The organism is uncultured Streptococcus sp. (assembly GCF_963516575.1).
Classification (GTDB): Bacteria; Bacillota; Bacilli; order Lactobacillales; family Streptococcaceae; genus Streptococcus.
On sequence record NZ_CAUQCP010000011.1, the window covers coordinates 1 to 11,358 of the forward strand.

General features: G+C 38.6%; 10 protein-coding genes. 7 read left to right on the forward strand and 3 right to left on the reverse strand.

Annotation, left to right across the window (positions count from 1 at the left end):
* Nucleotides 1-123 precede the first annotated feature (123 nt).
* Nucleotides 124-411, reverse strand: coding sequence for a DUF3270 domain-containing protein (locus RWM06_RS02950; protein WP_313970059.1), 288 nt, complete (start codon nt 409-411; stop codon nt 124-126).
* Nucleotides 412-550: 139 nt separating this feature from the next.
* On the opposite strand from RWM06_RS02950, the gene RWM06_RS02955 reads away from it, so the two are divergent.
* The 7 genes from RWM06_RS02955 (at nt 551) to ezrA (ending at nt 10,373) form a co-directional block, all read left to right on the forward strand.
* The gene (locus tag RWM06_RS02955; protein WP_313970060.1) at nt 551-1,480 is read left to right on the forward strand and encodes a peptidase U32 family protein; all 930 of its coding nucleotides are present in this window, start codon (nt 551-553) and stop codon (nt 1,478-1,480) included.
* A gap of 198 nt (nt 1,481-1,678) precedes the next feature.
* Nucleotides 1,679-4,129: a bifunctional DnaQ family exonuclease/ATP-dependent helicase gene (locus RWM06_RS02960; protein WP_313970061.1), complete on the forward strand. Its 2,451-nt coding sequence runs from the start codon at nt 1,679-1,681 to the stop codon at nt 4,127-4,129.
* A gap of 36 nt (nt 4,130-4,165) precedes the next feature.
* Nucleotides 4,166-5,389 (forward strand): FtsW/RodA/SpoVE family cell cycle protein, encoded by a 1,224-nt coding sequence (locus RWM06_RS02965; protein ID WP_313970062.1) that lies wholly within the window; start codon nt 4,166-4,168, stop codon nt 5,387-5,389.
* 10 nt (nt 5,390-5,399) lie between these two features.
* Nucleotides 5,400-5,954 (forward strand): DJ-1 family glyoxalase III, encoded by a 555-nt coding sequence (locus RWM06_RS02970; protein WP_313970063.1) that lies wholly within the window; start codon nt 5,400-5,402, stop codon nt 5,952-5,954.
* 85 nt (nt 5,955-6,039) lie between these two features.
* Complete coding sequence (locus RWM06_RS02975; protein ID WP_313970096.1) at nt 6,040-6,603, forward strand: HAD family hydrolase; 564 nt, start codon at nt 6,040-6,042, stop codon at nt 6,601-6,603.
* A 14-nt stretch (nt 6,604-6,617) separates the two neighbouring features.
* Nucleotides 6,618-8,564, forward strand: a complete 1,947-nt coding sequence (gyrB, locus tag RWM06_RS02980; RefSeq protein ID WP_313970064.1) for a DNA topoisomerase (ATP-hydrolyzing) subunit B — start codon at nt 6,618-6,620, stop codon at nt 8,562-8,564.
* Between the two features lie 81 nt (nt 8,565-8,645).
* Nucleotides 8,646-10,373, forward strand: a complete 1,728-nt coding sequence (gene ezrA, locus RWM06_RS02985) for a septation ring formation regulator EzrA (RefSeq protein ID WP_313970065.1) — start codon at nt 8,646-8,648, stop codon at nt 10,371-10,373.
* Nucleotides 10,374-10,546: 173 nt separating this feature from the next.
* On the opposite strand, the gene RWM06_RS02990 is transcribed toward ezrA, so the two are convergent.
* Together RWM06_RS02990 and RWM06_RS02995 are read right to left on the reverse strand one after the other, a co-directional pair.
* Nucleotides 10,547-10,846, reverse strand: a complete 300-nt coding sequence (locus RWM06_RS02990) for a DUF1827 family protein (RefSeq protein WP_153193892.1) — start codon at nt 10,844-10,846, stop codon at nt 10,547-10,549.
* Between the two features lie 58 nt (nt 10,847-10,904).
* Nucleotides 10,905-11,357: an NUDIX hydrolase gene (locus tag RWM06_RS02995; RefSeq protein ID WP_313970066.1), complete on the reverse strand. Its 453-nt coding sequence runs from the start codon at nt 11,355-11,357 to the stop codon at nt 10,905-10,907.
* Between the last annotated feature and the right edge of the window lies 1 nt (nt 11,358).

The following is an 11,358-nucleotide window of genomic DNA, read 5'->3' on the forward strand; positions in this document are numbered from 1 at the left end:
TTCTAGATCTTAGCTTTTCATCAACCCACTACAGTTGACAAAGAGCCAAAAAAGAAAGGACGAAATGTGTCCTTTCTAGATCTTAGCTTTTCATCAACCCACTACAGTTGACAAAGAGCCGATTTATCTTCTACGTTTTCGTTTGATAATAGACCGTTGAATTTTTAAAACAAGTAAGCTGGATCCGATTGCTGCGACAAATGCAAGAGCAGTTGATAATTTTAATGCTAAAAAGATAAAACTAAAGATAGCAATACAGATACAAAAAACAGCGATATTAACAAAAAATAGGATTTCCTTGAGATTGGCATCAGATTGTGCTTCAGGTGTATAATCTTGATAGCGAGGAACCTGCTGGCTTAATTCTTCTTGATAGTCTACCTCATAGGATTGTAATTTTCTTACGGGCATTATTCTCTCCTTAACAGTACATACCTATTTTATCATTTTTTCAGTAGAGAATTATTACAGAAAGGTTACAAAAAGAATAAAGTACCTTTTCATTTTCAAAGAATGGCTGATTTTTGAGAAATATGGTATAATTTTCCTTATGGAAAAGATTATCATTACAGCAACTGCTGAAAGTATTGAACAAGTTAAACAACTGCTCGAATCTGGCGTAGACCGTATCTATGTTGGAGAGAAAGATTTTGGCCTTCGTCTGCCAACAACCTTTAGTCATGACCAATTGCGTGAAATCGCTAATCTGGTTCATGATGCTGGTAAGGAATTGATTGTTGCGGTCAATGCCCTCATGCACCAAGATATGATGGACCGTATCAAGCCATTCCTTGATTTCTTAGAAGAAATCAAGACAGACTACATCACGATTGGGGATGCAGGTGTCTTTTACGTAGTCAATCGCGATGGTTATTCATTTAGAACAATCTACGATGCTTCGACTATGGTAACTAGCAGTCGTCAGATAAACTTCTGGGGACAAAAGGCTGGCGCATCTGAGGCTGTTTTGGCGCGTGAAATTCCATCGGCTGAACTCTTCAAAATGCCAGAGATTTTGGAAATTCCTGCTGAAGTGTTGGTTTATGGAGCTAGTGTTATTCACCATTCTAAGCGTCCTCTCTTGCAAAACTACTATAACTTCACGCATATCGATGATGAAAAGACGCGCAAGCGTGACCTCTTCTTGGCTGAGCCGAGTGACCCAGAGAGCCATTACTCTATCTTTGAAGACAATCATGGGACCCACATCTTTGCCAACAATGACCTTGATTTGATGACCAAATTGACAGAATTGGTAGAGCATGGTTTTACTCACTGGAAACTAGAAGGTCTCTACACTCCTGGTCAGAATTTTGTAGAAATTGCCAAAATCTTTGTCCAAGCACGCAGCTTGATTCAAGAGGGTAACTTTAGCCATGACCAAGCTTTCTTGCTAGATGAAGAAGTGCGCAAACTTCACCCTAAAAACCGTTTCCTTGATACAGGATTTTATGATTACGATCCTGATGTGGTTAAATAAAGTAAATGATTCGTTGAGAGAAGGAAGATGCAAACATTTCTTCTCTCAATTTTTCTTATTCTCCAATATTTTCAAAAAATAAGTAGGTTAGGATGCTCTGTTTGCTGGGATTTTTAAGACAAGTAGTGTTCTTGAGTTTGAAAATTATCCCATGTTTGCAGGTGCCAAATAGCCCTTTTTTTGGTATAATTTTTTATAATGAAAACGATTGGTAATCGCTATGTTGTGGTGGATTTAGAGGCAACTAGCACAGGTAGTAAGGCTAAAATTATTCAAGTGGGAATTGTTGTGATTGAGGATGGAAAAATCGTCGATCACTATACGACGGATGTCAATCCACATGAACCCTTAGATGCTCATATCAAAGAACTGACAGGATTGACAGACCAACGTCTGGCGCAAGCACCTGATTTTTCGCAAGTTGCCAGAAAAATCTTTGACTTGGTGAAGGATGGGATTTTTGTAGCCCATAATGTTCAGTTTGATGCCAATCTCTTGGCGGAAAATTTATTTTTTGAAGGCTATGAGCTAAGAAATCCTCGTGTGGATACGGTCGAATTAGCCCAGGTCTTTTTCCCAGAACTGGAAAAATATAGTTTGCCGATATTGTGTCGAGAATTAGGAATTTCTCTTAAACATGCCCATACAGCCCTTTCAGATGCTCAAGCTACAGCAGAATTACTCTTATTTCTACGGAAAAAGATGGCCCAACTTCCTAAAGGTCTTTTAGAACGCTTGCTGGAAATGGCTGACGCTCTCTTATATGAGTCCTACTTGGTTATTGAAGAAATTTATCTCAACCAATCTATTCTGACTTCTCCAGACTTGGTCCAAGTTCAAGGATTGTATTTCAAGAAAACTGCAGCTCCCAATGAGCCACGAAAATTATCTCAAGATTTTGCTAAAAATATTTCTCTGTTGAACCTTGAAGTGAGGGAGGAGCAAGAAAGTTTTGCTAAAGAGGTTGGCTTGCTATTGAAAGATGAGCCTGTCTCATTAATTCAAGCGCCGACAGGGATTGGAAAAACCTATGGCTATCTCTTACCTGCCTTATCTCAAGTAAAAGAGCGTCAAATTGTTCTTAGTGTTCCGACAAAGATTCTTCAAAATCAAATCATGGAAGAAGAAGGTAAACATCTCAAGGAAGTGTTCCATATGGATATTTATAGTTTAAAGGGACCACACAATTATCTGAAGCTGGATGCCTTTTATTGTTCCTTGCAGGAAAATGATGAAAATCGCTTATTTAGACGCTTTAAAATGCAAGTCTTGGTCTGGTTGACTGAGACAGAGACAGGAGATTTGGATGAGATTGGTCAACTCTACCGTTACCAACATTTTCTAACAGACCTTCGTCATGACGGGAATTTATCATCCCAGAGCTTATTTGTGACGGAAGATTTTTGGAAACGTAGTCAAGAAAGGGCACAAACTTGCAAGCTTTTAGTGACCAATCATGCCTATCTTGTAACCAGACTGGAAGATAATCCTGAATTTGTCAGTGACCGTTTATTGATTATTGATGAAGTTCAAAAGATTTTGTTAGCTTTAGAAAATCTGCTTCAAGAGACCTACGATATCCAGTCTATTATCGTTTTGCTTGATAAGGCTTTACTGGACGAGCAAAATAAGGTCCAGCAACGAATACTAGAAAGTATTCGCTTTGAGTGTCTCTACCTGATAGAACAATTTCAGTCTGGAAAATCTAGGAAAAATATCTTAGATTCTCTGGCCAATCTCCATCAGTATTTTTCAGAATTAGAAGTAGAAGGCTTTGATGAGCTGGTCCGCTATTTTACGGCTGAAGGTGATTACTGGCTTGAAGCAACTGAAACGAGTCAAAAGAAAATTCAGATTTCTTCTACAAAATCAGGCCGTATTCTTCTATCTTCCTTAGTGCCTGATTCATGTCAAGTCTTGGGAGTGTCGGCCACTCTTGAGATTAGTCAGAGAGTTTCTTTGGCAGAGCTTTTGGGGTATCCTGAAGCTAAATTTGTCAAGATTGAAGCTGGTAAAAAACAGGATCAAGAAGTGGTCTTGGTCAAAGATTTCCCCTTGGTAACAGAAACCTCCTTAGAAATCTACGCCAAAGAGGTAGCTAATTTGCTGATGGATCTTCAAGCTTTCCAGCAACCGATTTTAGTTCTCTTTACTGCTAAAGACATGCTTCTGGCAGTATCAAATTTACTCCCTGTAAGTCATTTAGCCCAGTATAAAAATGGCGATGTTCATCAACTGAAGAAACGCTTTGAAAAAGGAGAACAACAAATCTTGCTTGGTGCAGCAAGTTTTTGGGAAGGAGTTGATTTTTCAAGCCATCCTTTTGTGATTCAAGTTGTACCAAGACTTCCTTTCCAAAATCCTCAAGAGCCCTTGACGAAAAAGATTAATCAGGAACTGAATCAAGAAGGGAAAAATGCCTTTTATGATTATCAATTGCCAATGGCCATTATTCGTTTAAAACAGGCTTTGGGAAGAAGTATGAGACGCGAACACCAACGTTCCTTAACTCTTATTTTGGATAAGAGAATTGTCGGAAAGCGATATGGCAAACAAATAGTAGTATCTCTAGCAAAAGAAGCGACTGTTAAAACCCTCTCTCGATCCGAAATTGATGAGGCTGTCGATACATTTTTAAATGAACTTTGATAAATAGTATTGTATGAAAGTATAAGGTTAGTATATATGAAACGTTCTCTTGACTCTAGAGTCGATTATAGTTTGCTCTTGCCAGTATTTTTTCTACTGGTTATTGGCGTGGTGGCTATTTATATAGCCGTTAGTCATGATTATCCACATAATATTCTGCCCATTTTAGGGCAGCAGGTTGCATGGATTGTCTTGGGGCTTGTGATTGGTTTTGTCGTCATGCTTTTTAATACAGAATTTCTTTGGAAGGTGACCCCCTTTCTATATATTTTAGGCTTGGGACTTATGGTCTTGCCGATTGTCTTTTATAATCCAAGCTTAGTTGCCTCCACGGGTGCTAAAAATTGGATTTCAGTAAATGGAATTACCTTGTTCCAACCATCAGAATTTATGAAGATATCCTATATCCTTATGTTGGCTCGTGTTATTGTCCAATTTACAAAAAAACATAAGGAATGGAGACGCACAGTTCCACTGGACTTTTTGTTAATTTTTTGGATGATTCTCTTTACTATTCCAGTCCTAGTTCTTTTAGCACTTCAAAGTGACTTGGGGACGGCTTTGGTTTTTGTGGCCATTTTCTCAGGAATCGTTTTATTATCAGGGGTTTCTTGGAAAATTATTATCCCAGTATTTGTGACTGCTGTAACAGGAATTGCTGGTTTTCTAGCCATCTTTATCAGTAAGGACGGTCGTGCTTTTCTCCATCAACTGGGAATGCCGACCTACCAAATTAATCGAATTTTGGCTTGGCTCAATCCTTTTGACTTTGCTCAAACAACCACTTACCAGCAGGCTCAAGGGCAGATTGCGATTGGGAGTGGTGGTTTGTTTGGTCAAGGATTTAATGCTTCTAATCTGCTTATTCCAGTTCGAGAGTCGGATATGATTTTCACGGTCATTGCAGAAGATTTTGGATTTATTGGCTCTGTTCTTGTTATCGCCCTTTATCTCATGCTGATTTATCGTATGTTGAAGATTACTCTTAAATCAAATAACCAGTTCTACACTTATATTTCCACAGGTTTGATTATGATGTTGCTCTTCCATATTTTTGAGAATATCGGTGCTGTGACAGGCTTGCTTCCTTTGACTGGGATTCCCTTGCCGTTCATTTCTCAAGGGGGTTCAGCTATTATCAGTAATCTGATTGGTGTTGGCTTGCTTTTATCGATGAGTTACCAGACTAATCTAGCTGAAGAAAAGAGCGGAAAAGTCCCATTCAAACGGAAAAAGGTTGTATTAAAACGGATTAAATAAGGAGAAAATCATGGTTAAAGTAGCCGTTATGTTAGCTCAGGGCTTTGAAGAAATTGAAGCTTTGACAGTTGTAGATGTCTTGCGTCGTGCAAATATCACTTGTGATATGGTAGGATTTGAGGAGCAAGTAACAGGTTCGCATGCAATCCAAGTAAGAGCAGACCGTGTCTTTGAGGGTGATTTATCAGACTATGACATGATTGTTCTTCCTGGAGGGATGCCTGGATCTGCACATTTGCGGGACAATCAGGCTTTGATTAAAGAATTGCAAAGTTTCGAACAAGAAGGAAAGAAATTGGCAGCCATTTGTGCGGCGCCAATTGCCCTCAATCAAGCAGGGCTATTGAAAAACAAGGAATACACTTGTTATGACGGCGTTCAAGAGCAAATCCTTGATGGTCAATACGTCAAGGAAACAGTAGTTGTAGATGGTCAATTGATAACCAGTCGAGGTCCCTCAACAGCCCTTGCCTTTGCCTACGAGTTGGTGGAGCAATTAGGAGGAGACGCAGAGAGTTTACGAACTGGAATGCTCTATCAAGATGTCTTTGGTAAAAATCAGTAAAACGAGAGTCAAGCTCTCGTTTTTTTACGTGGAAAACTCAGGGAAATCATCGCTTTTTTAAGGAAAAAATGGTATAATGAAAGCTATGAAATATCACGATTACATCTGGGATTTAGGTGGAACTTTACTGGATAATTATGAAACTTCAACAGCTGCATTTGTTGAAACTTTAGCGCTGTATGGTATCACACAGGACCATGACAGCGTCTATCAAGCTTTAAAGGTTTCTACTGATTTTGCGATTGAGACATTCGCTCCCAACTTAGATCATTTTTTAGAAAAGTACAAGGAAAATGAAGCCAGAGAGCTTGAACACCCGATTCTATTTGAAGGAGTTTCTGACTTATTGGAAGATATTTCAAATCAAGGTGGCCGTCATTTTCTGGTCTCTCACCGAAATAATCAAGTCTTAGAAATTTTAGAAAAAACCTCTATAGCAGCTTATTTTACAGAAGTGGTGACTTCTAACTCAGGCTTTAAGAGAAAACCAAATCCTGAGTCCATGATTTATTTAAGAGAAAAGTATCAGATTAGCTCTGGTCTTGTCATTGGTGATCGACCGATTGATATTGAAGCAGGGCAATCTGCAGGACTAGCTACCCACTTGTTTACCAGTATCGTGAATTTAAGACAAGTATTAGACATGTAAGAAAAAGGAATAAGATGACAGAAGAAATCAAAAATCTGCAGGCACAGGATTATGATGCCAGTCAAATTCAAGTTTTAGAAGGCCTAGAAGCTGTTCGTATGCGTCCAGGAATGTATATCGGATCAACCTCAAAAGAAGGTCTTCACCATCTAGTCTGGGAAATTGTTGATAACTCAATTGATGAGGCCTTGGCAGGATTTGCTAGCCATATTCAAGTCTTTATTGAGCCAGATGATTCGATTACTGTTGTCGATGATGGGCGTGGTATCCCAGTCGATATTCAGGAAAAAACAGGTCGACCTGCCGTTGAGACTGTCTTTACTGTTCTGCATGCTGGAGGAAAGTTTGGCGGTGGCGGATATAAGGTCTCAGGTGGTCTTCACGGAGTGGGGTCCTCAGTTGTTAACGCCCTTTCCACCCAATTAGACGTTCATGTCCACAAAAATGGTAAGATTCATTACCAAGAATACCGTCGTGGTCATGTTGTTGCAGACCTTGAGGTGGTTGGAGATACGGATAAAACAGGAACAACTGTTCACTTCACACCGGACCCAGAAATCTTCACTGAAACAACAACATTTGATTTCGATAAATTAAATAAACGGATTCAAGAGTTGGCCTTTCTAAATCGAGGTCTTCAAATCTCCATTACAGATAAGCGTGAAGGTTTGGAACAAACCAATCATTACCATTATGAGGGTGGAATTGCTAGTTACGTTGAATATATCAATGAGAATAAGGATGTTATCTTTGATACACCGATCTATACTGACGGTGAGATGGATGATATCACAGTTGAAGTAGCCATGCAGTACACAACGGGTTACCATGAAAACGTCATGAGTTTCGCTAACAATATTCATACCCATGAAGGTGGAACGCATGAACAAGGTTTCCGTACAGCCTTGACACGTGTTATCAATGATTATGCTCGTAAGAATAAGTTACTGAAAGACAATGAAGACAACTTAACAGGGGAAGATGTCCGCGAAGGATTAACTGCAGTTATCTCAGTTAAACACCCAAATCCACAGTTTGAAGGACAAACTAAGACAAAACTGGGAAATAGCGAAGTGGTCAAGATTACCAATCGCCTCTTCAGTGATGCCTTCTCTGATTTCCTCATGGAAAATCCACAGATTGCCAAGCGTATCGTGGAGAAAGGGATTTTAGCTGCTAAGGCTCGTGTGGCTGCCAAGCGTGCGCGTGAAGTCACTCGTAAAAAATCTGGTTTGGAAATTTCCAATCTTCCAGGGAAACTAGCAGACTGTTCTTCTAACAATCCTGCGGAAACAGAACTCTTCATCGTCGAAGGAGACTCAGCGGGTGGATCAGCCAAATCTGGTCGTAACCGTGAGTTTCAGGCTATCCTTCCGATTCGCGGTAAGATTTTGAACGTTGAAAAAGCTAGCATGGATAAGATTCTTGCTAACGAAGAAATTCGTAGTCTTTTCACAGCTATGGGAACAGGATTTGGTGCAGAATTTGATGTTTCGAAAGCCCGTTACCAAAAACTCGTTTTGATGACAGATGCCGATGTCGATGGAGCCCACATTCGTACCCTTCTTTTAACCTTGATTTATCGTTATATGAAACCAATCCTAGAAGCTGGTTATGTTTATATCGCCCAACCACCAATCTATGGTGTCAAGGTTGGAAGCGAGATTAAAGAATATATTCAGCCAGGAGCAGATCAAGAAATTAAACTCCAAGAAGCTTTAGCCCGTTATAGTGAAGGTCGTACCAAACCAACCATTCAGCGCTATAAAGGTCTGGGTGAAATGGATGACCACCAATTGTGGGAAACAACCATGGATCCGGAACATCGCTTGATGGCCAGAGTTTCTGTGGATGATGCTGCAGAAGCAGATAAAATCTTTGATATGTTGATGGGGGATCGAGTAGAGCCTCGTCGTGAATTTATCGAAGAAAATGCTGTCTATAGTACACTTGATGTCTAAAAAATCGGGAGAAGTAGTTCCCTTGGTCTAAAAAATATGATATAATCATTACGATTGTTTCAAGTAAAAAAGGAGTTTAATATGTCTGCTAGCCTAGTAATTTATTTGATAATTGCAGTTGCAGTTTTATTGGTCATTGCTTATGCTATCGCAATCTATGTAAGGAAACGCAATGAAAGTAAACTAGCAATTTTAGAAGAGAAAAAAGAAGAACTGTACAATCTTCCGGTTAATGATGAAGTTGAAGCTGTAAAAAATATGCACTTGATTGGACAAAGTCAGGTGACTTTCCGTGAATGGAATCAAAAATGGGTTGACCTATCTCTTAACTCTTTTGCCGATATCGAAAATAATCTTTTCGAGGCAGAAGGATACAATAACTCATTCCGTTTTTTCAAGGCCAGTCATCAAATTGATCAAATCGAGAGCCAAATTACCTTGATTGAAGAAGATATTGCGGCAATTCGCAATGCCTTGGCGGATTTGGAGAAACAAGAGTCTAAAAATAGTGGACGTGTTCTTCATACCTTGGACTTGTTTGAAGAGTTGCAACACCGAGTTGCTGATCATTCTGAAGAATATGGACAAGGTTTATCTGAAATTGAAAAACAATTGGAAAATATCCAATCAGAGTTTTCTCAGTTTGTAACTTTAAATTCGTCTGGTGACCCAGTAGAAGCTGCTGTGATTTTGGATAATGCTGAAAATCATATTTTGGCTTTGACCCATATTGTTGATCGTATACCAGCAGTCGTAACAACATTATCTAAAGAGCTACCTGATCAGCTAGAAGATTTAGAAGATGGTTATCGTAAGCTTTTAGATGCTAATTATCATTTTGCTGAAACGGATATTGAAGCGCGTTTCCAACTGCTTTATGAAGCTCTCAAGAAAAATCATGAGAATATTGCGCAATTAGAATTGGATAATGCAGAGTACGAAAATACTCAAATCCAAGAAGAGGTTAATGCACTTTATGATATTTTTACACGAGAAATTGCTGCACAGAAAGTAGTAGAAGGTTTAGTAGCAACACTTCCTACTTATCTTCAACATATGAAAGATAGTAATACTGTTTTAGTGGATGATATTCAACGATTAAGCCAGAATTATCTACTTTCTGAAATAGATGTTAGTCATGTTCATAGATTGCAATCTGAATTAGACTCTTTGGAAGAATCTGTATTAGCATTAACTTCTGAACAAGAGGAATATTCTGAGCCATATTCATTACTTGAAGAACGTTTGGAAAACTTACAAGCAACTTTGAAAGAAATTGAGGATGAGCAAGTTGAACTTAGTCAACGTCTTGCTCAGATTGAAAAAGATGATATCAATGCTCGTCAAAAGGCAAATGTTTATGTTAATCGTCTTCATACGATTAAGAGATATATGGAAAAACGCAATCTTCCAGGTATTCCTCAGAATTTCTTGCAGTTGTTCTTTACAGCAAGTAACCATACAGAAGAGTTAATGGCTGAACTAGAAGAAACTCAGGTCAATATCGAAGTTGTAAATCGTATGCTTGAGATTACAACAAATGATATGGAAGCACTTGAAGATGAAACTTATGATATTGTTAAATATGCAACCTTGACTGAACAATTACTACAGTATTCGAACCGTTACCGCTCATTTGATGAACGAATTCAAGAAGCCTTTAATGAATCATTAGAAATCTTTGAAAAAGAATTTGATTACCATGCTTCATTTGATAAGATTTCGCAAGCTTTGGAAGTCGCAGAGCCTGGTGTAACCAATCGTTTCGTTACTTCATATGAAAAGACACGTGAGACAATTCGTTTCTAAGATAGTAAAAAAGATTTGATTCTGTGAGAAGCAAATCTTTTTTATTTATTAATTACCTATAAAAAACTTGTATGATAGGATTTCAAGATAAAAAATTGGAGACGATTTAAAAAGCAAGTCAGAACCTATGTTTGGCTTATTAGGTTCAATAGCTTTCTAATCTCTCCAAAATTTTATTTGGTTGGAATCGAAATCCCAATTAATTTTTCTGAGTAGAGTGTTTTGATATTGGCCTCATCAATAGAGTCCTTATCAATTTTACGTTTCAAGAAAAAATCTTGAATAGCTTCGATTTCAGTTTCGCGAATAGCACGGTGTTTGTTTGAGATGAGGATTTCATAGTGAAGCGGAGCTTGGGTAAAAATAACATCTGTATTTCCTGCAGAATAGACCTCAACAAGGGTTGCATCTGTACTCTCTAGCTGGCTTTTTACAAGTTGCGAGTGTGAGTTTGTCGTATTGATAAGCTTCATAACATTTCCTCCGATTTTCTAATTCTATTATAGCACTTTTTGAATAAAGTAGCTTGATTTAGTCAACCTTATGCTGTTTTTTCCAAGATTGGATTGCCCATTTATGGCTACCACGTTTGAGATTTTCAATAGCCTCGTCAATAGGGAACCAGGCAATATGATTAAAGTCTTCTAGCGGTTTTTGCACTTCTTTGAAAGAAGTCGCTTCATAGAGGTAGGCAGGATTGTAGTAGTAGGTGTCACGGTGACGAGAGTAGAAATATTCGTCAGCTTGTCCGTAATAGGTACCAATTTCAGCTGTGAAACCAAGTTCTTCAATCAATTCACGCTTTAGGGCTTCTTGATGATTTTCCCCTGCTTCAATTTCACCACCTGGTAGGAACCAAGCACCATTGGGAGCTTGAACAAGAACAATTTGTTTTTGTTCAGCGTCAGGGATAACTGCATAAACTCCATAACGAGTAACATAGTCTGTATTTGCTTTCTTTTCTCCAAAAGTTGGGTTTGCCATT

Bases quoted from the DNA above. Each gene is read 5' to 3' on its own strand.
- RWM06_RS02950 (WP_313970059.1), bottom strand. From the start codon at position 411: ATGCCCGTAAGAAAATTACAATCCTATGAGGTAGACTATCAAGAAGAA.
- RWM06_RS02955 (WP_313970060.1), top strand. From the start codon at position 551: ATGGAAAAGATTATCATTACAGCAACTGCTGAAAGTATTGAACAAGTT.
- RWM06_RS02960 (WP_313970061.1), top strand. From the start codon at position 1,679: ATGAAAACGATTGGTAATCGCTATGTTGTGGTGGATTTAGAGGCAACT.
- RWM06_RS02965 (WP_313970062.1), top strand. From the start codon at position 4,166: ATGAAACGTTCTCTTGACTCTAGAGTCGATTATAGTTTGCTCTTGCCA.
- RWM06_RS02970 (WP_313970063.1), top strand. From the start codon at position 5,400: ATGGTTAAAGTAGCCGTTATGTTAGCTCAGGGCTTTGAAGAAATTGAA.
- RWM06_RS02975 (WP_313970096.1), top strand. From the start codon at position 6,040: ATGAAATATCACGATTACATCTGGGATTTAGGTGGAACTTTACTGGAT.
- gyrB (WP_313970064.1), top strand. From the start codon at position 6,618: ATGACAGAAGAAATCAAAAATCTGCAGGCACAGGATTATGATGCCAGT.
- ezrA (WP_313970065.1), top strand. From the start codon at position 8,646: ATGTCTGCTAGCCTAGTAATTTATTTGATAATTGCAGTTGCAGTTTTA.
- RWM06_RS02990 (WP_153193892.1), bottom strand. From the start codon at position 10,846: ATGAAGCTTATCAATACGACAAACTCACACTCGCAACTTGTAAAAAGC.
- RWM06_RS02995 (WP_313970066.1), bottom strand. From the start codon at position 11,357: ATGGCAAACCCAACTTTTGGAGAAAAGAAAGCAAATACAGACTATGTT.